Source organism: Plantactinospora sp. CNZ321, from assembly GCF_004217235.1.
Window position 1 is genome coordinate 4,326,505 of record NZ_SHKQ01000001.1, and the last position, 25,283, is coordinate 4,351,787.

The following is a 25,283-nucleotide window of genomic DNA, read 5'->3' on the forward strand; positions in this document are numbered from 1 at the left end:
CCGGCGTCAATTCCGCCGGAACGGCGGAGGCTGGCCCTGCCGACCGACATCCCTTGTGGACTTGCAGGCATGGCGAGCCGATGGAGCTCCGCACGTGCTACCGCAGCGCGCTCTGATCATCGCCCTGGCCTCGGCGCTGGGCGTACGAGTCGAAGACCTCACCGCCCAGCCACGCCTACCACGTGACCGCGCCGAACTCGCGGCGTACTCCGCAGCCCCAGGCATCCGCAGGGCACTCGATGACGACCCTGACGGGCCACCGCCCGACCCCGCCGATGTCGCCCGGCGGGTGGAGGCGGCGAGCCGGGCCCGGATGGCATGCGACTACACCACGATGGCCGGACTACTTCCGGATCTCGTCGAGCAGACCCGCCTACTCGCGAGCGCACCGGCCACCGAGCGGGCCGGCCTGGCGATGTTCGTTCGGGTGGCATTCTTCGCCGCGACGGGGCTCAAGTCGATGGGGCACATCGACCTGTCGATGCGGCTCGCCGAGCGGGCCCAGTTCGCCGCAGCCCAGCTCGGCGAGCCGGACGAGACAGCGGCCGCCGCGTTCGCCGTCGCCCAGGTTGCGCTGACCGGTGGGTCGCAGCGCCGATCGCTGTCCACCGCGACCGCTGCCGCCGAGGCGGTCGGCGATACCCGGACCGGCGACCTGGCGGACGTGGTACGGGATGCTCCACCTACACGCGTCGATCTCGGCCGCGTCGCTGGGCCGCGCCGACGACGCAGCGGCGCACTACGCGGAGGCGCAGGCCACCCTGCCGCGCGCGAACGGTCCGGACCGCTGGCGGATGGAGTTCAGCCCGGCGAACGTGGCGACCTGGCGGGTCGCGATCGCGCTGGAGAACGGAGAGCCGGAGCGGGCGCCCGAGTACGCGCGTCGGGTCGATCGCTCCGCGCTGCGGAACGTCCAGCGCCGGACCAGGCTGCACATCGACGCCGGGCGGGGCCTGTTCCTCGCGGGGCAGCATCTTCGAGCGGTGCGCCAGTTCCTGGCCGCCGACGAGATCAGCAGCCAGGAGCTGCGGTCCCGGCCGGCGGTACAGGAGATCGCCGGGCAGATGGTCTGCGACGCACGTCGGCACGGCTCGTCCGAACTCCGCGAGCTGGCGGTTCGGATCGGCATCGACCCGATCGACCCGGACACCGAAGCGACCTAACAACCCATTACACCCCACCCGGCTGCCTGCGGTCAGGCTCGGCTGGGACGCCGAGTGGGCACTCTGGGTCGTCGTCACCGAGCACTACCCGCCGCCGGAAGATGGCGGCGAAAAGCTGGTCACCACCGTCGCCCGGCAGGTGCTGACGAACCACTGGCCGTACGGTGTCGACGGGTGCCGGCCGTGCGGGCTGCCGGACTGCACCCGGATGCAGGTCGCGGCGACCTGGTTGCGGGTTGTCCGGGACGACTGCCTGCCGCCGTCCGTGCGGGCCCTTCGCCCGACGGTGGTGCCGACGGACGAGGAGCTGCGCCGGATTACCGGCATCGGCTCACGGGAGGAGACCGGGATGGTTGTGCACCGGATACACGCGGCCGGCGCCAGGCGGACAGCCTGCGGCGAGGTGGTGGCGAAGCTCTCGCCGACGGAGGGCACGTCGACGGACCCTGCCCGGGTGACCTGCCCCGCGTGCCGCAGGTGAGCCGGCCTGTCGCGACGACGGCGGGCCGTCTGCGGCTTGAAGAGCAGGCGGAGAGCCGGCTCGTCCCGGTCAGTACCGATGCCGCCAGAGCTGGGCCCGGATCTCGCCACCGGGATGGCGCGAGCTGTGCACGTTGACGTACGTGACACCGGCCCGTACCGCCGCGACCAGTTCGCCGAACTCTCCCGGCGCGATCCCCTGGGCCGTCGGCCCGATCACGTCGGCCGGTCGGACCGTACCGCTGATCGTGGCCGGCGCGGCGGGGCAGGGCTGGGTGCCCACCGGACCGTTGCCGAGGTTGGTGCAGAGGAAGGCACTGATCCCGCCGCTGCGGGCCCAGCCACCGACGTGGATGTGCGCCTGGGTGACCTCTCCCTCCAACGCCCGGTAGTGCAGCCGGTAGGTCAGCTCCTGCCCCGCCTCGTCCACGGCGAGGCGGAACCCACCGTCGCCACTTGTCGAGATCGCTAACGGGTCCTCCTGGTAGCCGGTCAGCCGTTCCCGCAGGACGCCTCGGCGCTCCGGGTCGTCGTCGTTGCGCTCGGCGTTGCCGGAGGCGATCCGGGCCGTTCCCGCCCCGGCGGCCAGCAATGCCACCACGGAGGCCACCACGCCGTACCGTCGGATCATCATCGTCGCGCCTCCCCGGTCCGCTACGGCCAATGCCCGTCACCCGATGCAACTGGCCAACGCCAGCCGCGACACGACAGTCAGGTGACAGATCGTGGACAGGACGCCGGGTCGGGATGACGGCCCGCCAGGTCGTCGCCCACCCAGGTCGTCGCCGCCTGGGGCGGCAACTCCGGCGCCGCGTGCCCCATCCATGCACCCAGCTCGACAGCCCCCGTGCCGTCCACAACCTAGTCTCGGAGTCGGGCGAGGTGCCGGATCTTGTTCATCGCGTCCAGCGCGGCGACCTTGTACGCCTCGGAGAGCGTCGGGTAGTTGAAGACCGTGTCGACCAGGTAGTCGACGGTGCCCTGGCAGCCCATCACGGCCTGTCCGATGTGCACGAGTTCGGTGGCTCCGCTGCCGAAGATGTGCACCCCGAGCAGCCGACCGCTGTCGGGGGCGACCAGCAGCTTCAACATCCCGTACGAGTCGCCACTGATCGTGCCCCGGGCGAGTTCCCGGTAGCGGGAGATGCCCACCTCGAACGGCACCCTGTCCCGGGTGAGCTCGTCCTCGGTCCGGCCGACGAAGCTGATCTCCGGAATCGTGTAGATGCCGATCGGCTGTACCTCGGAGAGGGCCCGCACCGGCTCGTCACAGGCATGGTGCGCCGCCAGCCGGCCCTGCTCCATCGAGGTGGAGGCGAGGGCCGGAAAGCCGATCACGTCCCCGACCGCGTAGATGTGCGGCACCGTTGTCCGGAACTCCGCGTCGACCCCGATCCGACCCCGCGCGTCGGCGGCCAGACCGGCGTTCTCCAGGTCGAGTTCACTGCCCAGCCCCTGCCGGCCGGCCGAGTACATCACCGTGTCGGTGGCGATCCGCTTGCCGCTCTCCAGCACCGCGATGGCACCTCGGGAGTGCCGCTCGACCGCCGCCACCGTCTCACCGAACCGGAGCGTCACCGCCCGGTCCCGGAGGTGGTACTTCAACGCCTCCACGATCTCCAGGTCGCAGAAGTCGAGCATGTTGGCGCGCCGCTCGACCACGGTGACCTCGGTGCCCAGCGCGGCGAACATCGAGGCGTACTCGATGCCGATCACCCCGGCACCGACCACGACCATCGAGTTCGGCACGCGTTCCAGGTTGATGATGCCGTCCGAGTCGACGATCGTACGCTCGTCGAAGTCCACACTGGCCGGTCGCGCCGGCCGGGTACCGACGGCGACGATGATCTTCTCGGCGGTCACCTTCGACTCGCGCCCGGCCGGGTCGGTCACGGTGACCGTGTGCGGGTCGGCGAACCGGGCGGTACCGGTGATCAGGCGTACCCGGTTGCGGGTCAGCTGGCTGCGGACCACGTCGATCTCCCGGCCGATGACGTGCTGGGTCCGCGCCGTCAGGTCGGCGACGGTGATCTCGTCCTTGAGCCGGTAGCTCTGGCCGTACACCTCCCGCTGGCTGAGCCCGGTCAGATAGAGCACCGCCTCGCGCAGCGTCTTCGACGGGACCGTTCCGGTGTTGATGCACACCCCGCCGACCATGTGCTGCCGCTCCACCACCGCCACCCGGCGGCCGAGCTTGGCCGCCGCGATCGCGGCCTTCTGGCCACCCGGTCCCGAACCCATCACCAGCACGTCGAAGTCATGCATCCCTACAGTCTGGCAAACCGGTGATCGGACCGCTCCGGGCCGATCGGCCGGTTACCCTGCGCGGCCACCCGTTCACCGCCACCCGTCCATCAACCGGTGCAGGTTCTGCCGCCACGCCTGCGCGAAACCGGGGTCCCCGCGCCCGTGCGCCCAGACCACGATGAAGACCGCGGTCAGCGCCCCGCACGCGTGCAGCACCGCCCGGTCGGCGTCGCCGAGGGTACGCCCGCAGCCGGCCAACCCCCGCCTCGCGCTGCACCTCCGGATCCGTCACGTACGCGGTGCCGGGCTCCCCCGGCACCGCCGAGAGCACCAGCGCGAGCCGCTCGTCGTCGTCGGCCCGCAGCCTCGGTGCGCGCCCGCCGAGCCCCGGCACCCAGCGCCGGTACGCCGTCAGCTCCCGCCGGTAGCACTCCGGGTCGCCGTGCCCCTTCACGAACCAGACGGTTCCGTTGCCGTCCCGCACCTCCAGCACGCCCGCCGCACCGCGCCGCCACGACCGGTCCGCGACCACCTGCGCGGAGCCGAGCACCTGCCGTGCGTACCCGATTAGTTCGGCATGCACGGTCGACTCCTCTCCGGGTCAGGTCCGGCGCGGCAGGCGGTGCAGTACGACGTCGTCGAGCCGGCCGCCCGAGATCGCGGCGGTCAGATAGGTGGCGTACGGCTGACGGCGCCGGTCGGTCGGCGAGCCGGGGTTGAGCAGCCGCAGCCCGCCCGGGGCCTCGCTGTCCCAGGGGATGTGGGAGTGGCCGAAGACCAGCAGGTCGCAGTCGGTGAACCGGGCCGCGCACCGGCGTTCCCGGCCACCGGCCGGACCGGTCTCGTGCACCACGGCAACCCGCAGGCCGGCCAGCTCGACCCGGGCGATCTCCGGCAGTCGGGCCCGCAGCTCGGGGCCGTCGTTGTTGCCGTAGACCCCGACGAGCCGGGTGGCGCGGGACTCCACCGCGTCGAGCAGCGGTTCGTGCACCCAGTCCCCGGCGTGGATGACCACATCGGCCTCGTCGACCGCCGCCCACAGCTGCGGCGGAAGGTCTCGGGCGCGCTTCGGCACGTGGGTGTCCGCCATCAGCACCAGGCGCACGGCCCCACCCTATCCGGTGGCGACGTCCGGAAGTGGCCGGACAAGCGCATCGGCCCGGCCCTCCCGAGGAGGACCGGGCCGATGGTTGTTGTCGGGTGCCGGCACGGCCGTACGCCTACGCGCCTGGCGCGGTGTCTGGGACCGCCGCCGCGCCTCCGGAGCTGCCGTCCGCCGGCACCCAGGGAGAGAAAGCCGACGAGAGATACGGTCGAGTCATCACCTGCCTCAGTGAACCTTTTCAACCTCCCCTTGCGGTCCGTCGGAGCGCAAGGTCGGACGCGGTGTGTGAGCGCCGCGCGGTCAGGTTGAAAAAGGTTCAGTCTGCCGGTGGGCCCGTCCGAGTTCCCGGAGGGCCCCGCTGCCGGCGCCATCGGTTGGCGGCGGGACCTGCTTCGACGGCAACGAACCGCACGCCGTCGGGCGGTCCGACGGGCCACAGTGGCGGGCGTGGCCCCGGTTGTGGCCGAGCCGGCGGCGGAGGAGGAGGCTGGTTCCAGCACGCGTCGACGAGCGCCTCGAACTCTGCCCGCATGAGGTCGTCGTCCCGCTGCACCAGCTCGACGAATGCCTCGTGGACCGAACGGGGTGTCGAGACCCCATGTCGTACGCCGCTGCGCATCTCCCCGTCACCCCCACCGCCGATCGCGCCGGAGCCCGGCGAACCGCCGGTCCGGCTGGGCTGTGTCTGTCAGGCGCTGATGACCTTCTGCCGGGATCCGCCGGAGGTGATCGCCACCCGGCGCGGCTTCGCCTGCTCCTTCACCGGAATCCGTACGGCCAGCACACCGTTCTCGTGGCTGGCCTCGATCCGGTCGGTGTCCAGTCCGTCGCCGAGGAAGAGCTGCCGGGAGAAGACCCCGAGCGGCCTCTCTGCGACCTGGATGCGGGCGCCTTCGCCGAGGTTCGGCGGCCGGCGCTCGGCGCGGACGGTCAGCAGGTTGCGCTCGACGTTGATCTCGATCGCGTCCGGGGCGACCCCGGGCAGGTCGAACGCGACGACGAACTCCTCGTCGTTGCGGTAAGCATCCATCGGAATGGCCGTCGGCCGGGACCAGGTGCCCGAACTCAGCGTGCCGAGGGCCTGCTGCGCGAACCGGTCGAGCTCGCGGAAGGTGTCGCTGCGCATCAACATCGGATCCACCTCCTAGTGCTGGCGACAGTGCTGTCAATGCGCGACACCTCGGTTGTATCATGTCGTCGTAACGATGACAAGGGGAATCGTCATCTAACCGATGACGTCAATCGAGGACGGGAGCGGGATGGACCAGCAGACGCCGACCGGTACGGCGTTCGATCGGGTGCAGGATGTCACCACCCGGGTCGGCGAGGGCACCGGCACGGACACCGGCGAGGTCGCCGTGACGCTCGACCAGGTGCTCACCGCGCTCGCCCTGCTCCGGCACCTGCGCACGGAACTCGAGTCCTGGGAGCCACGGCTCATCGTCGCCGCCCGGCAGCGCGGTGCGAGCTGGGCAGAGCTGGCCCCCGCCCTCGGCGTGGCGAGCCGGCAGGCCGCCGAGCGCCGCTACCTGCGACTCCGTCCGGCCGAGGAGGACGCCGCGCCGCAGACCCGGGACGACCGGGTACGCGCCGAGCGGGACCGCCGGGCCGGTGACCGCGCGGCGGCCCGCTGGGCCCGGGACAACGGCGCCGACCTGCGCCAGCTCGCCGGGCAGATCACCGCACTGACCGATCTCGGCTCGGCGGCCCGGTCCAGCCTGGACCGGCTGCACGACGCCCTCGGCGGCACCGACCCGAACGCACTGGTCCGGCCGCTCTCGGACGCCCAGCGGCACCTCCGGGCCGACCATCCGGGGCTCGCGGCCCGGGTCGCCGCGATGAACGAACACCTCGACGAGGTACGCCAGCGCACCGCGCAGCGGCGCGGCCAGCCCCGCCCCTGAGCCCGCGTCGAACGCATTTTGTTGGCATCCCAAACTATTGACAAGCACCATTCAGCGATGTGAATCTCTCTCCAGGGACACCATCGCCGGAGCCGGGTGAATGGTGCGGGAGCACCGGGCAGCCTCCCGCGTTCTCGCTCGCTCGTGCAATCGACGTCTGGGGATCCCATGTCTTCACTCGCCCAACCTCTGAATCCGGCCCGGCACCGCGCCCCGATGGTCCTGCGGATCCTCGCGGTCGCGGTGACCGCGGTCGTCCTCCTCGCCACCGCGTTCGCGATCACTCAGGACACCGCGAGCGCGCACGGCTCGACGATCAACCCGGCCTCACGCAACTACGGCTGCTGGAAGCGTTGGGGCAACGACTTCCAGAACCCGGCGATGGCCACCCAGGACCCGATGTGCTGGCAGGCCTGGCAGGCCGACCCGAACGCCATGTGGAACTGGAACGGCCTCTACCGGGAAGGTGTGAACGGCAACCACCAGGCCGCCGTGCCGAGCGGCCAACTCTGCAGTGCCGGCGAGACCGGCGGCGTCCGGTACGCCGCACTGGACAACCCGGGCAACTGGCAGGCCACCAACGTCGGCACCAACTTCAACGTCACCGTGCACGACCAGGCGCTGCACGGGGCGGACTACTTCCTGATCTACGTCACCCGGCAGGGGTTCAACCCGCTCACCCAGCGGTTGGGCTGGAGCAACCTCGAACTTGTCCGGGAGACCGGCCGGTACGCCCCGGGCGAGGGCACTCGGGAGAACGGCGACCCCGTGCTGAACGGCGTCTCCATCACGATGCCGGTGAGCGCGCCGGGCCGGACCGGCCGGCACATCGTGTTCGTGATCTGGAAGGCCAGCCACGCCGACCAGAACTACTACTGGTGCAGCGACGTGAACTTCGGCGGCAGCAACCCGCAGCCGACCGCCACCCCGACCCGTACCCCCACCCCGACGCCGACCCGCACCGCCCCGCCGCCGACGACCACTCCGACCCGCACCCCGCCGGCCGGCGGCACGGGTAGCTGCTCGGCGACGTACGCCGTCACCGGTAGCTGGTCGGGTGGCTTCCAGGCCGACGTACGGGTCACCGCCGGCAGCGCCGCGATCCGGGGCTGGATGGTGACCTGGACCTTCGCCAACGGGCAACAGATCAGCAACTCCTGGGGCGCGACGGTCACCACCAGCGGATCCAGTGTCACCGCCCGGAACACCGACTACAACGGGAGTCTCGCCGCCGGTGCCAGCACCAGCTTCGGCTTCCTCGGGTCGCAGACCGGCAGCAACTCCGTACCGACCCTGACCTGCACCGCCGCCTGATCCCTCCGGCCGGGTCCGCGTCGACGCGGACCCGGCCCGAGCGGGACGGGACGCTGCCGGAATGCGAGCCAGAGGATGTCAATCGAACGAGACGTGCTCGAAGGCGTACGGGTTGAGCAGCTCGTCACGGCGCCGGCGCAACCCGTCGAGTTCGCCGGCCAACCGCTCCCGGCCGGTCAGCGGCAACTCGACGGTCTCGCGCAGCCGGAGCCGTTCCCCCACCGCCATCGTGGCCAGATCCTCGGCGAACCGGCCCGGGTCGACCCCGCAGGAGAAGCGGTGCTGCCAGACCCGGACCCGTTCGAAGAGGTATGCCCCCGGCCGCACCTGGAGCCAGGCCCAGCCCTCGGCCGGGCCGTCCTTCCAGTCCAGGTGCAGGCTGCGCAGGATCGGGTCGACCAGTTCCCGGTTGACGTAGGCGTCCACCGCGGACGTCCGGGCGACCGCCCCGAGGTCGTTGACGTGCCCGTCGCTGCCGTCCGGCAGCCGACCGACGATGTCCCGGTAGCTGCGCGGGGCGTCCGGGGCGAGGTCGGCATACTCGGCCGGGTCGCCGGTCGCCGCCAGGAAGGCGCGGGCGTCGATGACGTACTCGACGATCCGCCGGCCGTGCGTGGCCGGCTGCAGCGTCGCCGACTCAATCCGGAGCAGTTCCAGGCCGACCGCGTCGCAGACGGCGTGTTTCATCCGCTCGTCCCGCTGCGTCTGCGCGGTCTGCACGCTGGTGTCGACCAACTCGACCGCGTACGGCGCCGTCCGGCCGTCCGGGTCGGAGACGACGAAGTCGAAGAGACCCCGGCTCGCCGCGTTCCACTGATTGCCGGTGATGCCCCCGGGGCGGCGCGGCACGAGCTGGCCGAGCCGCTGATGGGGCCGGGCGATGCGACCGGCCCGCTCGATGATCCCGCCGCTCGCCGCCGGCTCGGCGGGCAGCCGGGTGGATCGTGTCGACGGACGTCCCCCGCCACCGGTCTGTGCCATCTGTCCCTCGGTCCGTAACATCCGCTCGCCGCCTCCGACACCGCCGGTACGGCGGCAGGTCCCCACCATGCTAGAAACCCGGTGCCGGTTACACATCGCCGGTCCGGGTCGGCACAATGGATCACCGTGTCCACCCCTACCGAGCGGTTGCTCCGCGAACTGGACCCACTGCCGTACCCGGAGCGACTCCGCCGGCTGGCTCCGGCCGTCCGGGCGATAGCCGGTGACGGCACCCTCGCCGGCGTACTGGCGCAGTTGCGCGCCGGCGACGGCTACCAGCGCCGCCTGGCACTGACGATGGCGACGGCCGAGGTGGACAGCGCCCACCTGGTCCTCTCCGACCGGGTGTTGGCGGTCCTGCCGGCCCGCTGGCGGCACCGGGAGGCACGACGCATCCCCTGGCGCTGCCGCAGATCGCCGACCGAGGCCCGGGACGCCTCGGGGTCCAGCCACGGCGCGCTCAATGCGGCGGCGGGACCGGAGGCAGCAGCTCAGGCCGGTCGGGACAGGATGACGATGCCGAGGCACATCTCGTCGCTGGTGCCCTCGCCCCAGACGACGTACCGGGGCGGCAGGTTGCGCAGTTGGGGCAGGCGCTGCCGCAGCGTGACATCGTGCGTGCAGGTGACCCGGTAGACGTCGCCGGGCCTGACCGCGACCGGTTGCGGCAGCGGCCGGTTGGCCTGCTCGTCGAAGTTGTACGTCGGGATGTCGAGCAGCGTCCGCGCCTTCGGGGTGCCCGGGTTGAGTTCGATCCTGATCGCCCTGCCGAGCAGGTGCATGTGGCCGGCGACCGCCTGCACCACTCCGGCCTCCCTGACCTGGTGGTCGCAGTGCTGCGTGTCGCCGGCCGCCGGGGCACGCCCCTGGTTGCAGTACCGGTTGAGCTGTTCCGCCTGCGCACCGGCCTCGGCGCCGAACCGCTGCGCCACGTCCCGGACCGCGGACTCGCGCTGGCACAGTTCGCCCCGTTCGTCGGCCGCGCAGGGCAGCTCGACCGGGGCCGGTAGCAGCTCGGTGGAGAGCGGGTTGACCTTCTCGGCGCCGTGGACGAGGCGGAGCCGGATGCCGGACCGGTCGGTGTCGTCGGCGCCGGCCCGGACGCCCATCAGGTTGTAGTGCACCTGCATCACCAGCTGGCTGCCGGGCGGCATCGGATAGCCGAGACCGGGTGCGAGCAGTGTCTCGTTCGCGCCCGGCGCCCAGTGCGCCACCCAGGCCGCGTCGCCGATTCCGGCGTCGCCGAAGCAGGTCCAGCCGTCGCCGGGGGTCTCCCCGTCCAGCTTGCGGGCCGCCTCCACCTCCGCCGGATCGAGCCGGAAGAAGATGGCGTGGTGCACCATGTCGCCGTTCTGCGGCAGGAACTGGCTGCCGGTCAGGAAGGCGGGCTCGGTCAGGTCCGGGTCTACCAGGAAACAGCGGTATTCGTCGGTGCCGCCGTTCGGTGCCGCCGGACGGTACGGCCGCGCCATGCCCAGGTTGACGAACCGCTCCCCCGGCCGCAGCGGCGCGGCCGGGGGAATGTCGACCGTGCCGTGCGGTCCACCGTGCGTGCCGGCGGCGGTGGTCGGCGTCGGCGGCGCCGAGCCGGCTTCCGGGTCGGTCCCGCAGGAACTGGTGAGGAGGATGGCGGCCAACGAGACGGCCGCGACGGCGAGAGGGCGTACGTTTCGATGCACGTTCTGCATAACGTCGGGCCTCCGCCCAGGATCCGGGCCGTCCGGCGACTAACGGAAGAAACTCGGAGCTTCGAGGATAGTTCGTCACCGGCCGCGGAGACACCGCGCGTGGACGGCGTAACATTCCGGCCCGTTGGTTGAACCTTTCTCGCCCCACAGCCGAACCACAGGGTGTCGGCCGGACGAAGGGACATCACTGTGCGTCACAGGGCAATGTGCTGGATCGTCGCCCTGGTCACCGCCATGGTCGCGGGTACCACCCTGGGCGCCGGGGCGGCGATCGCCGACGTGACGGTGACCCCCGGACAGGCGGTACAGGGTGATGCGGCGAAGCTGGTCTTCCGGGTCACCGAGGACCGGGCGCCGGCGTACACCACCAAGATCGAGCTGTTGATGCCGGAGTCGGCTCCGGTCGCGGAGACGTACCCGATGTCGGACCCGCAGTGGGCGCCCCGGATGACGATGCGCAAGGTCGACCAGACGCTCGACGGTGTGCACCACGGGCAGGTCACCGAGGTGGTCGGCAGCATCGTCTGGACCCGGGCCGGTGCACCCGCGCCGGGTGGCGGCCCGGCCGAGCTGGTCGTCTCGCTCGGCCCGCTGCCCCGGACCGATCAGATGACGTTCCACCTGGTACAGACGTACTCGGACGGTCATGTCACGAACTGGAACCAGCCGCCGTCGGCCGAGGTCCCGCAGCCGGACTTCCCGGCGCCGGTGCTGACCCTGGCCCCGCCCGCCGCCGCAGCCGGCCCGACCGCCGCAGCGGCGCCCGGGGCGGGTCCGCCGGGGAGCGACGCGGCGGTTGACGAGCCGGACCAGGGCCTCGGCTCGTTGACCACCGGCCTGGTCGCCGGGCTGATCCTCGGGCTGGCCGTCGCCGCCTGGCTGTACCTGCGCCGTCCCCGGCGCGGGGCCACCGACGCCGACCGGGCGGAGACCGCGTCGGCCGCGTCCGACGGCGATTCCTCCCCGACGGAGCCGGCGGCCGGCACGCCTGCCGACCCGGCAGCCTCCGGTGCACCCTCCGGCAAGCGGGCGGCGAGCGGCGGCCGGGCGTGGCGGCTGCACGAGTGAGGCGGTGGCGGCTACGCGAGTGAAGCCCGCACCGACGACGGGGAGGACCGGCTGGCCGCCGCCCCGAATCCAGCCCTACGCGGTCTCCTCGTCCGGCTGATCGGTCTCCTCGTCCGGCTGTGCGGACTCGCCGCGCCGGAGTACGGCCTCGGGGGCGCAGAGCACGGTCACCCGGTAGGAGACGCCGAGGTTGGAGAAGATCTGGCCCCGCAGGTCGAGGCAGAGCCCCACCCCCGGCAGTCCCTCGGGGTGCTCGAAGAACTCGACCACCGGCTCGGCGATCGCCCCGACCAGCCCCTGGGTCCGCATCGCGGTGCTGGCCACCTGGAGCAGAGCCGCGGTGACCTGCACCTCGACGTCGTCGAGCCCGTCCACGTCGTACCAGTGGGTGTCAGGCAGGAAGAGCTGCGAGTCCACCTCCCGCTGCCGGTAGTCGGGCCCCAACTGGCCGCTGTCGGGATCCGGGCGGTCGCCGATCCAGGCCATCCCGGCGTAGTCGCTGCGCAGCCGCCGCGCGTCTGCGGAGAACTCCGTCACGACGGTGTCGAGGCGCGGCTGGGCGACGAGGTACACATCTGCGTCGGTCACCCGGGGCACCCTAGCACCGACGGACCTGGCCGCCGGTCCGGCCACCCCCGCCGCCACCAGGGGTGTTTTCGGCCCCGATCGGCGGTTCGCCCCGCACGTTACCCTGGGGTCCCCGCTGGACGGACCCGTCGGACCGGGACCAAAATGTGCATCGAAGCGATGACGGTCGACGGCGGGCCGGAAGAGGGGACGGCAGCGCGGGGGATGGGACGCCACCGGTCACCGACGGTGAACGGTGCTGGACGGTGATCGGGGACGTACATGGGCATCATGGGGCAGATGCAGCGGGCGCACGCACAACAGGTGCACGCGCAGCAAAGAGCGTCGACCACCCCGTACCAACAGCACCAGCAGATGCTCTGGGAGGCCGAGCACGCCCGGCGGGCCGCCGAACGGGCGGCGGAGGCGGACGAGCGGGAACGCCGACGGCTCTACCTGGAGGCCCGGACGGCCCGGGTCAAGGCCGCCAACGCAAACCTCCAGTCCCAGCTGGACGAGCTGGACAACCTGCTCCAGACGACCCTCGCCATCGACGACCACATCGACCTCGAACGCCTGAAGAAGCGGGCCAGCTATCCGGAGTTCACACCGGGCGAGCTCGGCATGCCGCTGCGGGCGCCGGACTGGCGACGGTTCGCGCCGCCCCCGCCGAACGCGCTCGGCAAGATGTTCGGCGGCGAAACCCGCTACCAACAGTTGCTGACCGAGGCGGAGCAGGCGTTCGAGAAGGCCAAGGCCAAGCACGCGGCCGGTGAGACGGCCCGGCAGCAGCGGCTCGCCCAGGCCCGACGGAAGTACGACCAGCACTGCCGGCAACTCGACGCCCAGGTCGCCGACCACAACGCCGGGATCGACAGGTTCGGCGCCGCGCTGGCCGCCGCCGAACCGAACGCCGTGGTGAAGTACTTCGGGCTGGTGCTCGGCAACTCGGTCTACCCGGAGGACTTTCCGCAGCGCTACCGCCTCGCCTACGTCCCGGACTCCCGGCTGATCGTCGTGGAGTACCTGCTGCCGACCGTCGCGGTGGTGCCGAAGGTTCGGGAGTACCGCTACGTCAAGGCCGACGACGAGGTGCAGACGGTGGCCCGCCCGGCGGACGAGATCCGGCAGCGGTACACGAACATCATCATCCAGGTGGCGCTGCGTACGGTGCACGAGCTCTTCGAGGCCGACCGTACCCGCCTGGTGGAGACGATCGTCTTCAACGGCATCGTCGAGACCACCCACCCGGGCACGGGGCAGGCGGTCCGGCCCTGCCTGGTGACCCTGCGGACCAGCCGGGACGCCTTCACCGCGATCAATCTGGCCAAGGTCGACCCGACGGCCTGCCTGCGACACCTGCGGGCCACCCTCTCCGCCCGGCCGGAGGAGCTGGTGCCGGTGCGCCCGGTGCTCGAGTTCGACGTCGTCGACAAGCGCTTCGTCGACGAGGTGGACGTACTGGCCGATCTGGACCACCGACCCAACCTGCTCAGGTTGAGCCCGACCGAGTTCGAGGACCTGATCCGGAACCTCTTCGGCAAGCTCGGCCTGGAGACCCGGACGACCCGGACGGCGCCGGACGGCGGGGTCGACTGCGTGGCGTTCGACCCCCGCCCGATCTTCGGCGGCAAGGTGGTGATCCAGGCCCGGCGCCCTCCGGGCACCATGGACGTCTCGGCGGTGCGGGGCCTCTTCGGCACCGTGCTCGGCGAGGGGGCGACCAAGGGCATCCTCGTGACGACCAGCGGCTACGGCCCCGACTCGTTCGAGTTCGCCTCCGGCAAGCCGCTGGAGCTGATCGACGGCTCCAACCTGCTGCACCTGCTGGCCGAGCACGCCGAGGTACGCGCCCGGATCGACCCGAGCGAGCGCTGACCCGCCTGCGGTGCCAGGAAGGGCCCCTCTTGTGGAGGAAGCAACAAGAGGGGCACCTGACTCAGTGTGTGCCGGCGTTGCGGCGGTCGTACGCCTCCCGGGCGGCGGCGATCGCCCGCCGGTGCCGTTCCGCCCAGCCGGTCAGCACGAGCAGGGAGTCGTAGAGTTCCCGGGCCATCTCGGTGGCGACGTACTCGACCCGGGGTGGAACGGTGGGATAGGTGGTCCGGATCAGCAGCCCGTCGCGTTCGAGGTTGCGCAGGGTGAGGGCGAGCATCCGTCGGCTGATCCCCTCGACCGAGCGTTCCAGTTCGGTGAAGCGGACCGGTCCCCGGCTCGCCTCGATGATGATCCCGATGCTCCACTTTCCGCCCACCCGGTCCAGAACCTCACGAACCGTGCAGGCCCGGACGTGCTCGCCACAGGCCGCTCCGCCCTCGTGGGCGTCCGGCTCAGCGGCCGGGCCCGCCTCCGGTTCGGTCATCCGTGCCTCCTTCGTCCGGCGGCAATGGTGACATGCGGTTCCCCGTAGCGTAGAGGCCTGACCGTGAGGGACAGCAGGTCATGGCCGCCGACCCCGCCCCGGGTCGCCCGGACCGCCCCCGGGTGGTGGGCGGTCCGGGCGCCCCTGTGCGGGGTCGGTTCGTCGGTGGCCGGGGTCAGGGGCTGAAGGCTTTCACCTCCAACAGCCCCACCGAGCCCTGGCCACTGGTCAGCGCCACCCGCAACCGGGTGGTGTCGAGGTCGGGAAAGGTCACCCGGTTGTATCGGTCGACCGCGATCGGGTAGCCGCTGGCACCCGGCACGTCGGCGTACGCGCTTCCGGTCCAGTACTGGAGCTTCCACGAGGCCGGCAGGCGTACCCCGCCGTTGTCGTCGAAGAAGTAGATCTCGGCGGCGTTCAGGCTGCGGCTGGTCGGCCAGGTCAACTCCGCCCACTGGGCGCCGGTGTTCGGCCAGGTGCCCCAGCGCGGGTTGACGGTGTCGTTGGAGCTGGGCGGGTCGATCCCGTCGTTCAGCGCGGCCACCGACTCCCAGGGCGAGGTGTACGACGCGGACGGCGTCGCCGCCCCCGCCACGTTGCCACCCGGCTCGGGGTCCGGATCCGGGTCGGTGCCGCCCCGGTGGTAGACCTTGATCTCGGTCAGCCCGGTCCTGGCCGATCCGGCCGCGTGGGTGAACTGCACCCGCAGCCGGGAGGTGCTGACCGGGGTGAAGCTGACCCGGTTGTAGTTGGACTGCGGCGTGCCCGGGGTCTTCGCCTGGGCGGCGGCGTTCACCCAGGCGCTGCCGTTGTGGTACTGCACGTTGTACGAGGCCGGTGGCCGGTACCGGTTCGTCGCCCGGTCGTTGCGGAACCAGAGCCGCACCTCGTCGACCGCTCGGGCCTGGCCGAGGTTCAGCTCGTACGAGTCGGTGCCGTTCGGCGTCCCGTAGGCGCCCCAGATCGGTTCGTTGATCGGGAAGCCGTCGATCGCCGCCCCGGTGGAGGTGCCGGAGGCGGTGAACGAGGCGGTCGCCGTCGCCCCCTGGGCCAGGTTCGGCGTGGTCGAGCTGAGGTCGGCGCCGGCCTTGGCGAAGATGTCCACCATCCGGGCGCTGTTCTGCACCACCTGCTGCGGCAGTTGCAGCCCGGGCACGGCGGTGCTGAAGTTGGTCGTGCCGCCGGCCGGCAGGGTGACCGCGCCGGTCGCCGGGTTGAACAGCACCCGGGTCAGCCGGTCCACGGTGAACGCCCTGGTGCCGTTCAGGTAGACCGAGTAGCCCTGCGGGACGCCGGAGTACCGGGTCACCCCGTCGGCCGGGTCGTCCCAGACCACGCTGAGGTCCATGTTGCGGTACCGCAGGTTGTTCACGGCGAAGTGCGACCAGTTTATGTCGATCGGGGAGAGTTCGATGGTGTTGTCGGTGCGTGGCCGGAGCCCGGCGACGTCCTCGATCACCGTCCAGTTGCTGCTGCCGAGGATGTTGTGGTGGATCCAGGACCGGTAGTTGATGGTCCGGCCCGACGGGTTCCAGTCCGCCCAGAACTCGTTCGCGTCCGGCCACTGGGTGTTGCCGCCGATGTACTGCGCCCAGGCGTTCCAGTAGAGCAGCTGCTTGTAGTTCTCGGCCGTCATCCACTGGTTGGGGTAGTTGCGCAGCACCGAGGAGTAGAGCCGGAACTGCACGGTCGAGTTGATGGTGGAGAAGTTGTTGCTGCCCGGCTGCCCGGCGGCCGCCGCCGCGGCCTTGTCCCGCTGGTTGGCGGTGAAGAACGGGAAGATCGGGTACTCGGCCGGGTCGTCGAAGAGCCGCAGCGCCTGCCGGTACTGGTCGGTGTTCGGCATCAGCCCGACCGAGTACGGGTAGTAGTTGTTGATCTCTTTCCACGGCACGTGCGTGTTCGTCGAGACGTGCTTGTGCTCCAGTAGCTGCCGGGACGGGTTCCACAGCACATTGACGATGCCGGTGCGGATCCGGTCGGCGATCGCCTGCATCTCGTTCGCCTTGGCCGTGTTGCCCAGCAGGGTGTACGCCTGCACCGCCGCCATCGCGTTGCTCCAGACGTACGCGCCCTCGGCCCGGTCCAGGTTGCCGGAACGCCAGTGGAACGACACCGCGTCGGCGTCGTTGCCGGTCATCGCGCCCCAGTCGTACTCGATCACACCGTTGTTGTTGGTGTCGTAGGTGGCGAGCTGCCCCTTGACGTCCTGCTCGGCGTAGCGGGCCAGGTTCGCCACGATCGCCGGCTGGCCGCCGTGGATCTGGTAGCTGCGCCAGGCCGCCTCGGAGACGTACTGGGTGTAGGAGTTCGACCAGTTCTCCGGGTCACCCGGATTGTCGGTGAACCGGCCGTTGCGGGAGACCTGGCCGATCGAGGTCCACGGCCCGTACGAGTAGATCGGGTTGCGCAGGTACTTCAGGTCGTCGATGTGCATCGGCTGGGTGAGCACGATCGCGTTGTTGTAGCCGAGCGCCCCCTCCACAGAGGTCGGGAACTGGAAGTCCTGGCCCGGGATGTCCACGTCGAGATAGTTGAAGCGCATCAACCACCAGCGGTAGTAGATGTTCTTCTTGATCGCCGCGTCCGGCACGTCGATGTAGGGGATGTTCTCCGCCCACCACCGGTTGTACGCCCGCACGTGGGTGGCGAACGCCGTCGCCGGGGTGTAGCCCCGGTAGGCGGTGTACTCGGTCAACGACTCCGGTATTTCGTTGGCGACGAACCCGAGCTGCACCTTCGTGCTCACCGACTGCCCGGCGGCGAGCGTCACCGACCGGTTCAGCCCGCCTGAGCTGACCGTGAACCCGTCCCCGGACAGCCGCGGATAGAGCGTGCTCAGGTTGTTCTTCACCGCCCTGGTCCCGGTCAGCTCGCTGCCGCTGCCCGAGGTGGCGTACGGCGAGGTGGCCCGCAGCTGCACGGTGGTCGAGCCGGAGCCGGTGTTCCGCACCGTCAGGTTGGTCACCGCGACGTTCTGCGCGGTGATGAACTTCGACACCTCGACCCGGACCGACCCGCTGGTGTAGACGCCCCGCCAGTGGCTCGGCGACTGCCACCGGCTGGAGACCTGCTCGGTGAAGGTGCCCGGGCTGACCACGACCGTGTACGCGGGCTGGCTGCTGATGTTGTCCCAGTAGGCGGCGTTGCCGCCGAAGCCGATCACCGACGGGTTGTGGGTGTACATGAACATGCCCCGGCCCCTGGTCATCAGCCAGGTGCCGGCCGGGTCGTTGCCGGGCCGGGCCAGCAGCCGGTCCAGCCAGAAGTCGGTGCCGCCGCTCTCGGCGTCGTAGATCGCCTGCATGGTGTTGCCGGTGCGATAGCCGACCGGCGGGGCCGGGATGGCCGGTCCGGAGAACGTGGGAAAGCCGATGGTCTGCGCGGCCGTGGCCGGCGCACCCGGCGCCACCAGGGCACCGGTGGCGAGTACGGCTGCCAGTCCGGCGGCCCAGGATCTCCGCTTTCTTCCCGGTGCGAACCGCATCGGGTCACCTCCAGAGGGGGGTTCGGTGGTGGGTTTGGACCGGCCCGTCGCGGGGCGGAGGGGGTCTGTCCCGCGACGGGCCGGGGTCAGGGCTGGTAGGCGAGCCACTCCAGCAGGCCGGTGGAGAAGCCGGACCGGGAGGTGATGTTCAACCGCAGCCGGGTGGTGGTGACGGAGTCGAAGGTGGTGACGTTGTAGGTGTTGCCGGCCACCCCGCAGCTCGACTGGCCGGGCACGTTCGCGTACCCGCTACCGGTCCAGTACTGCACCTGGCAGGAGGCGGGCAGGTCGATGCCCTGGTCGTCGTCGAACCAGTACGTGGCGATCCGGTTCAGCGTGCGGGCCGACGGCCAGGTGTACTCGACCCACTGGGTGCCCTGCTGCGGCCAGTTGCCGTACGCCAGGTTGCTCCGGTCGGCCGAGTTCGCCGGTACGCCGCCGTTGTTCAGCGCCGCCAGGCTCTCCCAGGCCGAGACGTACGAGGTGGTGACGGTCGCCGAGGTGGCCAGGTTGGTGCCGGCCGGCGGCCCGCCCGGACCGGGGCCGGGACCGGGCCCGGTCTGCACCACCCGCTGCATGGTGCCGTCGGCGTTGAAGTAGAGCCGGTCCACCGCTACCGAGCGGCGGAAGTTGCCCCCGCCGGGCGCGTCGGCGGTGTGGTAGACGATGTACCACTGGCCGTTGAACTCCACCACGCCGGCGTGGTTGGTGGTCGAGGAGACCTGACCGAGCACGATGCCCCGGTGCGTCCACGGCCCCATCGGGTTGGTCGCGGTGGCGTACCGCTGGCAGGCGTAGCTGGACGAGGTGACGCAGCCGTTGGTGTCGTTGGCGGCGTACATCAGGTAGTAGAGGCCGTTGCGCTTGAACATCCACGGGGCCTCCCAGAAGTTGGTCAGGCCCTGCGGCGTGACCACCGGCCCGTCCAGCTCGATCATGTTCGACTTCAGCCGGGCCGCCCGGGCACCCCAGTAGCCACCCCAGTAGATGTACGCCTGCCCGTCGTCGTCGACGAAGACCGTCGGGTCGATGTTCAGCCCGGAGGAGTTCGGGGTGCTGTCGCTGATCAGCGGCCCGCCCTTGGCGTCGGTGAACGGGCCGAGCGGGCTGTCGGCGACCGCGACCCCGATGTCCATCCAGCCGGCGCCCCGGCCGTTGACCGAGGTGTACCAGTAGTAGCGGCCGTTGCGCGGCTCGACCTCGCTGGCCCAGGCGTCCGCGCCGGCCCATCCGAAGGTGGCGATCGAGGCCCGGGCACCGTGCTGGGTCCAGGTGTTGGCGTCGGTCGAGGAGAGGACGTGCCACTCCCGCATCCGGAAGTTGTTGTCCCCGACCGGCGCCTCGTCCCGGCCGGCGTAGATGTACATGGTGTTGCCGACGACCAGCGGCGCCGGGTCGGCGGTGTAGATGCTGGTGATGATCGGGTTCGCCGCCGAGGCGGGACCGGCCGGGATCGCCAGGCCGGCCCCGACCAGCAACCCGGCGACCCCGCCGGCCGCGACCCGGAACCATCGTCTGCTGCGCACTGTCTGCTCTCCTGTTCGGTGTGGGGGTGGTGGTCAGGCGGGACGGGCGGGGGGTCACTGGCCGGTCGAGTGCAGCTCGGCGACCTCGGCCGCGCTCAGCGCCCGGGCGTAGACCCGGAAGCCGTCCACCGCCCCGGCCAGGTAGGGGTCGCCGGCGTACTGCGACCGGCCGATCCAGTTGTTGGTGGTCGAACCGAGCGCGGACGGGCGTACCGTCAGCGCGGTGTTCCGGGCCACCTCGACGCCGCCCACGTAAAGCACGCCGGTGTTGCCGGTCTGGGTGACCGCGACGTGCGTCCAGGTGTCGACCGGCAGCGCGGCCGGGCCGTTGAGCTGCTGCTCGGCTCCGGCGCCGCCGGTGGTGACGGCGAACCGGACCGTGCCGGCGCTGCTCTGCGGGGTGAGGAAGAGGTACGTCCCGGTCCCGGTGCCGAAGTCGAAGACCCGGGCCCAGGTCGCGGCGGCGGTCCGGCGTACCCAGGTCGCGACGGTGAAGGCGGTGGCTCCGGCGAGCAGCCCGGCCGGCAGGCTGACGTGCCCGCTCGTGCCGTTCAGGCTGACCGCGTTGCCGGTCCGGCCGGTGGTCCAGCCGGCGCCGCCGGTCAGGGTGCCGGTCCGGCCGTTGCCGGTGGCGTCGGCGGCGGCGGTGCCGGCGGTCTCGTCGAACCGGTAGTGCGCGACGAACGGTGCCGGCGGGGTGCCGGTCACCGTCCAGTAGACCGTGTAGCGCTGGCCGTGCATCTGGTAGAACGGCAGCAGCGTGACCGTGCCGGTGCTGGCGGTCCCGGTGTACCGCAACGGGTTCGAGGTCGGGCGCAGACTGGCCGGGTCCAGGGTGGGCAGCGCGGAGAGGTTCGTCGTGCCGTACGCCCCGGCGAGCACGATCGGCCCGTGCCTGACCGCCTGCACGGTGCTGTTGTCCGGGGTCGCCTCCCGGGTCAGCGCCATCGGCAGGCTGATCTCGACCACGTCGCCGGAGGCCCAGCTCCGGTCGATCCGGGCGAAGTTGCCGGCGGCCACCCCGGGCTGCACCGCACCGTTGACCCGCACCTGCGCCCCGCTGGCCCAGCCGGGGATCCGGATCCGCAGGTCGATCCGGCCGGAGCCGGTCACGGTGAGCCGGCTCGTGGACGACTCCGGGAAGTTGGTCTCCTGCTGCACCGTGATCCCCCGCCCCGGCCAGACCAGCCGGGAGGCGGTGAAGAGGTTGACGTAGAGGATCTCGCCGTTGTGGAAGTAGACGCTGTCGGCGAGCTTGGTGTGCGTCTCCATGCCGGTGCCGTGGCAGCAGGTGAAGTTGCTGTAGTCGTTGCTGTAGGTCTTGGTCCCGCCGGCCCGCAGCGGCACGTAGTAGCAGTGGAAGCCGTGCGACGAGTTCGGGTTCTGCGCCCCGATCAGGTGGTTCCAGAGCGCCCGCTCGTAGTAGTCGAGGTAGTCCAGCCGGGCCGGGTCGGTGCAGAAGAGCTGCCGGGTCAGCTTCAGCATGTTGTACGTGTTGCAGCACTCGCAGGTGCTGTCCGACAGCTCGCTGGCGATCCGGTTCGGCGCCTTGAAGTACTCCCCGTTGGAGTTGCCGCCGATCACGTACGTGTGCCGGCCGACCACGATGTCCCAGAAGTTGACTGCGATGTCGCGGTACCGGGTGATGCCGGTGGCGTGGTATTCGCGGATCGCGCCGAGGATCTTCGGGATCTGGGTGTTGGCGTGGTAGTTGTTCAGCGCGTCGGTGTTCGCGGCCAGCGGGTCGAAGATCTCCGCGTGGTCGAAGTAGCGGGCCGTGCTCAGGTGGTCCGGGTTCCCGGTGAGCTGGTAGAGGTTGGTCAGCACCTCGTTCATCCCGCCGAACTCGGTGTCCAGCATGTTCTGCCGCTGGGTCTGGCTCAGCCGGTCGTTGCGGAACTTGACCCAGGACGCCATCCGGGTCAGCACGTCGAGCGCCTGTGCGTTGCCGGCCAGCAGGTGCATGTCGAGCAGGCCCGCCATGATCTTGTGCAGCGTGTAGTACGGCGCCCAGACCTGCTGCCGGGCCTCCACCCGGTCGATGAAGCCCTCCGGGTACGCCGACAGGTAGCCGGCGTTGTACCCGGCGGCGGTGGCCCGGTTCTGGCAGATCGCCAGCTGCGCCACCAGGTAGTCGCCGCTGGTCCGGAACGCCGCCTGCCCGGTGTTCGCGTACGCCTGGGCCAGCGCGGTCAGCAGGTGTCCGGTGGAGTGGCCGCGCAGTTCGGTGCTGGGCGACTCCCAGCCGCCGCAGGGGGTCGCCGACGAGGAGAGCCCGTAGTTGAGCCGGAAGGTGTGCAGCAGTCGGTCCGGGTCGAGGAAGGTCAGGTACGCCTGGGTGCGGCCGGCGTTCGCCTGGAACGGGCCGGCGAGCAGGGTGACCGCGGAGAGCGGAAACGGGTACGCGGATACGCCGATGTCGGTCCGGGCGGCGGCGGCCGGCGCGGCCGGCAGCGTTCCGGCGACGGCGGTGCCGACCGCGACGGCGGCCCCGGTCTGCAACAGCGCGCGGCGGGACAGGGCGGAAGAGGGCATGGTTGGTCACCTCCGGGGGCGGGGTCGCCCGGCCGGCACGGCCGGGCGACCCGAGGGTTCGCGCGACCAGATCAGTAGCCGTAGCGGTTCTTCAGGTGCCGCCACCAGTCCCGGAACATCCAGCGGTCGAACTCGGTGATCGAGCTCGCGCTGCCGGCCTTCATGATGAAGCAGCACTGACCGGTGGGGGTCCAGTCGTAGAAGTCGTCCAACCCGTAGGTATGGCCGATCTCGTGCAGCAGGATCGTCATGTTCTCGGTGTTGAGGTTGTTCATGAAGTACTCCCGGCCCATCCGCTGCCCCCAGTCGCCGCCGGCACCGCCGCCGAAGCCGTCGGTGAGCCAGAGCGAGTGGTCGTAGTGCCGGGCCGCGCCGCCGGGACAGTTCGGGTACTGGCCGTTCTGGTTGAAGAACCGGCCGCACGGCGCGGCGCACTGCGGGGCGTTCTCCCGGATGTCGCCCACGTAGATGTCGACCGAGGAGTCCGACCACTGGAGCTGGGAGCGGTCGCGGACCGCCCAGCCGACCACCCGGACCGGGACGTCGGTGTACGGGAACGCGTTGTGCCCGACCATCACGTCCATCCACTTCTTGTACTGCCGGGCCAGGGCGGCGTGGATCTGGTCGCGCTGGGCGGCGGTGACGGTGGCCGAGGAGTCCCAGCGGACGCAGTAGTTGATGTAGCCCCGGTTGGCGAAGAGCTGGTCCCAGCCGTAGTTGCGGAAGCCGTACAGGTTGCCGTTGTTGTAGGTCTGCTCCTGGTGCCGCCAGACCTCGTCCAACGGGGTGACCAGGTTGGACGGCGGGTTCCAGCCGGAGGACGGCGGGGTGGTCGGCGGGTTGGTCGGGCCGGTGCCGGGCGGCTGGGCGTGCGCCTTGACCTCCAGCAGGCCGACCGAGGCAGCGCCACTTTGCAGCAGCACCCGCAGCCGGGTGGTGCTGACCTGGTTGAAGGTGACCAGGTTGTAGCGGTTGGCCGCGATCGGATAGCCGCTGGCTCCGGCGACGTCGACGTAGCCGCTGCCGTTCCAGCTCTGCACCCGCCAGGACGCCGGCAGGCGTACGCCGCCGTTGTCGTCGAAGAAGTAGACCTCGGCGGCCCGGATGGCCTGCGGCTGGGTCCAGGTGAGCAGCACCCACTGCTCCCCCGTGTTGGGCCAGGTGCCCCAGCGCGGGTTCTGGGTGTCGTTCGAGGTGGTCGGGTCGATCCCGTCGCGGATCGCCTCCACGCTCTCCCAGGGTGAGGTGTAGGACGCGCTCGCGGTCGCGGTCCAGGCCAGGTTGTCCCCGGGCGCGGCCTTGGCCACTCCCATCCCGGTGAACACCAGGCCCAGCGCCAGCAACGGCGCGAGGGCCGGCCACCATCGCCTCATCGGACTCCTCCTTGGCTCAAGCGATTGATGAAGATCAATTCCTTGGCGCCGGGTCCGCCGGAGGTTCGGCGGGGTGGTGGGTTTCGGCGTTCTGCACACGATGGCGCACGAAAAGGTTTTCGGCAAGATGTTCCGCACATCGCGAGGAGGTAACGCCAGACAGCGTGTACCGCAAGAATCGCGGTTTGATCTTTGGTGTTGTTTCGAAAAGGTTGTCGAATGTTTTCGGAAGCCCGTAACCGGCAGGTTGTCGGTGCGTGGACCCGGACGGGCTGGGTAACACACCCCCACCTGGACAGACGACGGGACGGATGGCCGAAGGAGGCACGGATGCCGACCCGGACGAGCGGACCGCCACCCGGCCCCCCGGTCGTACTGACCGTCAACGCGGGTTCGTCCAGTCTCCGGCTCGACTACGTCCGGGCGGGCGAGGTCACCGACGGCCTGGCCCGGACCGAGCCGCCCGGATCGGCTGAGGCGGACCGGGCGGTACGCGACTTCCTCGCCGCCCACGACCCGCCCGACGCCGTCGGCCACCGGCTGGTGCACGGCGGTGACCTGGTCCGCACCCCGACCCGGGTGGACGACGCGCTCCGGGCCGAACTCGACCGGCTGGGCACGCTGGCCCCGCTGCACCTGCCGCCCGCGTTACGCCTGCTGGACCGGATCCGGGAGCGGCTGCCCGAGGTACCCCAGGTGCTCTGCCCGGACACGGCCTTCCACGCCCACCTGCGGGCCGCCGCCGCCACCTATCCGCTGCCCGCGCCGTGGCGCCGGCGCTGGGGGCTGCGCCGGTACGGCTTCCACGGCCTGTCGTACGCCTACGCGCTGCGCCGTACCGCCGAACTGCTCGGCCGGCCGGCCGACGACCTCCAGCTCCTGCTGGCCCACCTCGGCGGGGGCGCCTCGGTCTGCGCCGTCCGGGACGGCCGCAGCGTCGACACCTCGATGGGCTTCACCCCGCTGGACGGCATCCCGATGTCGAAACGTTCCGGGGCGGTCGACCCGGGAATGCTGCTCTGGCTGCTCGAAGACGACCGGCTCAGCCTGGCCGAACTTTCCGAGGGGCTCAACTCGCGGTCCGGACTGCTCGGCCTCTCCGGCGGCCGCTCCGACGACACCCGCGACCTGGTCGCCGCCGCCCCGGACGATCCGGTGGCGACGCTGGCGCTGCAGGTCTACGCCCACCGGGTACGCCGCGAGTTGGCGGCCGCCGCCACCAGCCTGGACCGGCTGGACGCCGTGGTCTTCACCGGCGAGATCGGCTGGGACCAGCCCGAGGTGCGGCACGACGTCTGCGCCGGGCTCGGCCTGCTCGGCGTCACCCCGCCGCAGGGCGGCAACCAGGAAACCGACGCCGTGGTCTCGGCAGCCGGCGCCCGGGTACCGGTGCTGGTCGTCGAGCCCCGGGAGGACCTCCAGGTCGCCGCCGAGACACTCGCGGCGCTGCGCTGACCCGGGACTCCCCTGGCTGCCCCGGACT

Annotated in this window: 20 protein-coding genes; 7 read left to right on the forward strand and 13 right to left on the reverse strand. The window is 71.1% G+C overall.

Translation table 11 applies throughout. From position 1 onward, the window contains the following. Positions 1 to 674 precede the first annotated feature (674 nt). Both EV371_RS18985 and EV371_RS18990 read left to right on the forward strand, forming a co-directional pair. Positions 675 to 1,163: a hypothetical protein gene (locus tag EV371_RS18985; RefSeq protein ID WP_130463233.1), complete on the forward strand. Its 489-nt coding sequence runs from the start codon at positions 675 to 677 to the stop codon at positions 1,161 to 1,163. Positions 1,164 to 1,302: 139 nt separating this feature from the next. Further along, a complete protein-coding gene (locus tag EV371_RS18990) occupies positions 1,303 to 1,644 on the forward strand; it encodes a hypothetical protein (protein ID WP_130463234.1) in 342 nt (113 codons plus the stop codon). 69 nt (positions 1,645 to 1,713) lie between these two features. On the opposite strand, the gene EV371_RS18995 is transcribed toward EV371_RS18990, so the two are convergent. From EV371_RS18995 to EV371_RS19010, 5 genes are all read right to left on the reverse strand, one after another. After that, positions 1,714 to 2,277: a CHRD domain-containing protein gene (locus EV371_RS18995; RefSeq protein ID WP_130463235.1), complete on the reverse strand. Its 564-nt coding sequence runs from the start codon at positions 2,275 to 2,277 to the stop codon at positions 1,714 to 1,716. A gap of 227 nt (positions 2,278 to 2,504) precedes the next feature. Further along, entirely contained in the window at positions 2,505 to 3,908 is a 1,404-nt protein-coding gene (gene sthA, locus EV371_RS19000; RefSeq protein WP_130463236.1) for a Si-specific NAD(P)(+) transhydrogenase, read from the reverse strand. Between the two features lie 72 nt (positions 3,909 to 3,980). Next, positions 3,981 to 4,148: an alpha/beta hydrolase family protein gene (locus EV371_RS33455; protein WP_165436733.1), complete on the reverse strand. Its 168-nt coding sequence runs from the start codon at positions 4,146 to 4,148 to the stop codon at positions 3,981 to 3,983. Between the two features lie 343 nt (positions 4,149 to 4,491). Next, entirely contained in the window at positions 4,492 to 4,995 is a 504-nt protein-coding gene (locus EV371_RS19005) for a YfcE family phosphodiesterase (RefSeq protein WP_130463237.1), read from the reverse strand. Positions 4,996 to 5,683: 688 nt separating this feature from the next. Then, positions 5,684 to 6,127, reverse strand: a complete 444-nt coding sequence (locus tag EV371_RS19010) for an Hsp20 family protein (protein ID WP_130463238.1) — start codon at positions 6,125 to 6,127, stop codon at positions 5,684 to 5,686. A gap of 100 nt (positions 6,128 to 6,227) precedes the next feature. On the opposite strand from EV371_RS19010, the gene EV371_RS19015 reads away from it, so the two are divergent. Beyond that, the gene (locus EV371_RS19015; protein WP_207230536.1) at positions 6,228 to 6,899 is read left to right on the forward strand and encodes a type III effector protein; all 672 of its coding nucleotides are present in this window, start codon (positions 6,228 to 6,230) and stop codon (positions 6,897 to 6,899) included. A 216-nt stretch (positions 6,900 to 7,115) separates the two neighbouring features. Further along, on the forward strand, positions 7,116 to 8,213 hold the full coding sequence (locus EV371_RS19020) for a lytic polysaccharide monooxygenase (protein ID WP_130463239.1): 1,098 nt from the start codon (positions 7,116 to 7,118) through the stop codon (positions 8,211 to 8,213). Between the two features lie 78 nt (positions 8,214 to 8,291). On the opposite strand, the gene EV371_RS19025 is transcribed toward EV371_RS19020, so the two are convergent. Both EV371_RS19025 and EV371_RS19030 read right to left on the reverse strand, forming a co-directional pair. Beyond that, a complete protein-coding gene (locus EV371_RS19025; RefSeq protein WP_130463240.1) occupies positions 8,292 to 9,194 on the reverse strand; it encodes a DUF2726 domain-containing protein in 903 nt (300 codons plus the stop codon). A gap of 491 nt (positions 9,195 to 9,685) precedes the next feature. After that, positions 9,686 to 10,882: a monooxygenase gene (locus EV371_RS19030; RefSeq protein ID WP_130463241.1), complete on the reverse strand. Its 1,197-nt coding sequence runs from the start codon at positions 10,880 to 10,882 to the stop codon at positions 9,686 to 9,688. A 189-nt stretch (positions 10,883 to 11,071) separates the two neighbouring features. On the opposite strand from EV371_RS19030, the gene EV371_RS19035 reads away from it, so the two are divergent. After that, a complete protein-coding gene (locus EV371_RS19035; RefSeq protein WP_130463242.1) occupies positions 11,072 to 11,950 on the forward strand; it encodes a DUF1775 domain-containing protein in 879 nt (292 codons plus the stop codon). Between the two features lie 75 nt (positions 11,951 to 12,025). Here the strand turns inward: EV371_RS19035 and EV371_RS19040 are convergent, their stop codons facing one another. Beyond that, a complete protein-coding gene (locus EV371_RS19040; protein WP_130463243.1) occupies positions 12,026 to 12,538 on the reverse strand; it encodes a hypothetical protein in 513 nt (170 codons plus the stop codon). Positions 12,539 to 12,817: 279 nt separating this feature from the next. Here EV371_RS19040 and EV371_RS19045 point away from each other — a divergent pair, with 279 nt between their 5' ends. Further along, the gene (locus EV371_RS19045) at positions 12,818 to 14,395 is read left to right on the forward strand and encodes a restriction endonuclease (protein ID WP_130463244.1); all 1,578 of its coding nucleotides are present in this window, start codon (positions 12,818 to 12,820) and stop codon (positions 14,393 to 14,395) included. 61 nt (positions 14,396 to 14,456) lie between these two features. Here the strand turns inward: EV371_RS19045 and EV371_RS19050 are convergent, their stop codons facing one another. The 5 genes from EV371_RS19050 to EV371_RS34415 form a co-directional block, all read right to left on the reverse strand. After that, positions 14,457 to 14,879: a winged helix-turn-helix transcriptional regulator gene (locus EV371_RS19050; RefSeq protein WP_130463245.1), complete on the reverse strand. Its 423-nt coding sequence runs from the start codon at positions 14,877 to 14,879 to the stop codon at positions 14,457 to 14,459. 175 nt (positions 14,880 to 15,054) lie between these two features. Continuing rightward, a complete protein-coding gene (locus EV371_RS19055; RefSeq protein ID WP_130463246.1) occupies positions 15,055 to 18,366 on the reverse strand; it encodes a discoidin domain-containing protein in 3,312 nt (1,103 codons plus the stop codon). 86 nt (positions 18,367 to 18,452) lie between these two features. Further along, complete coding sequence (locus tag EV371_RS19060) at positions 18,453 to 19,892, reverse strand: glycoside hydrolase family 43 protein (protein WP_349340020.1); 1,440 nt, start codon at positions 19,890 to 19,892, stop codon at positions 18,453 to 18,455. A gap of 54 nt (positions 19,893 to 19,946) precedes the next feature. Beyond that, a complete protein-coding gene (locus EV371_RS19065; protein WP_130463247.1) occupies positions 19,947 to 22,427 on the reverse strand; it encodes a glycoside hydrolase family 127 protein in 2,481 nt (826 codons plus the stop codon). Positions 22,428 to 22,498: 71 nt separating this feature from the next. Continuing rightward, a complete protein-coding gene (locus EV371_RS34415) occupies positions 22,499 to 23,800 on the reverse strand; it encodes a hypothetical protein (protein ID WP_349340138.1) in 1,302 nt (433 codons plus the stop codon). Between the two features lie 330 nt (positions 23,801 to 24,130). Between EV371_RS34415 and EV371_RS19080 the strand changes: the two genes are divergently transcribed. Beyond that, complete coding sequence (locus tag EV371_RS19080) at positions 24,131 to 25,255, forward strand: acetate and sugar kinases/Hsc70/actin family protein (protein WP_130463248.1); 1,125 nt, start codon at positions 24,131 to 24,133, stop codon at positions 25,253 to 25,255. The last annotated feature ends 28 nt before the right edge of the window (positions 25,256 to 25,283 follow it).

What these genes read in the sequence shown, in the direction of transcription:
- EV371_RS18985 (WP_130463233.1), top strand. Translation starts at nt 675, where the DNA reads ATGCTCCACCTACACGCGTCGATCTCGGCCGCGTCGCTGGGCCGCGCC.
- EV371_RS18995 (WP_130463235.1), bottom strand. Translation starts at nt 2,277, where the DNA reads ATGATGATCCGACGGTACGGCGTGGTGGCCTCCGTGGTGGCATTGCTG.
- sthA (WP_130463236.1), bottom strand. Translation starts at nt 3,908, where the DNA reads ATGCATGACTTCGACGTGCTGGTGATGGGTTCGGGACCGGGTGGCCAG.
- EV371_RS19010 (WP_130463238.1), bottom strand. Translation starts at nt 6,127, where the DNA reads ATGTTGATGCGCAGCGACACCTTCCGCGAGCTCGACCGGTTCGCGCAG.
- EV371_RS19015 (WP_207230536.1), top strand. Translation starts at nt 6,228, where the DNA reads ATGACGTCAATCGAGGACGGGAGCGGGATGGACCAGCAGACGCCGACC.
- EV371_RS19020 (WP_130463239.1), top strand. Translation starts at nt 7,116, where the DNA reads ATGGTCCTGCGGATCCTCGCGGTCGCGGTGACCGCGGTCGTCCTCCTC.
- EV371_RS19025 (WP_130463240.1), bottom strand. Translation starts at nt 9,194, where the DNA reads ATGGCACAGACCGGTGGCGGGGGACGTCCGTCGACACGATCCACCCGG.
- EV371_RS19030 (WP_130463241.1), bottom strand. Translation starts at nt 10,882, where the DNA reads ATGCAGAACGTGCATCGAAACGTACGCCCTCTCGCCGTCGCGGCCGTC.
- EV371_RS19045 (WP_130463244.1), top strand. Translation starts at nt 12,818, where the DNA reads ATGCAGCGGGCGCACGCACAACAGGTGCACGCGCAGCAAAGAGCGTCG.
- EV371_RS19050 (WP_130463245.1), bottom strand. Translation starts at nt 14,879, where the DNA reads ATGACCGAACCGGAGGCGGGCCCGGCCGCTGAGCCGGACGCCCACGAG.
- EV371_RS19055 (WP_130463246.1), bottom strand. Translation starts at nt 18,366, where the DNA reads ATGCGGTTCGCACCGGGAAGAAAGCGGAGATCCTGGGCCGCCGGACTG.
- EV371_RS19065 (WP_130463247.1), bottom strand. Translation starts at nt 22,427, where the DNA reads ATGCCCTCTTCCGCCCTGTCCCGCCGCGCGCTGTTGCAGACCGGGGCC.
- EV371_RS34415 (WP_349340138.1), bottom strand. Translation starts at nt 23,800, where the DNA reads ATGAGGCGATGGTGGCCGGCCCTCGCGCCGTTGCTGGCGCTGGGCCTG.
- EV371_RS19080 (WP_130463248.1), top strand. Translation starts at nt 24,131, where the DNA reads ATGCCGACCCGGACGAGCGGACCGCCACCCGGCCCCCCGGTCGTACTG.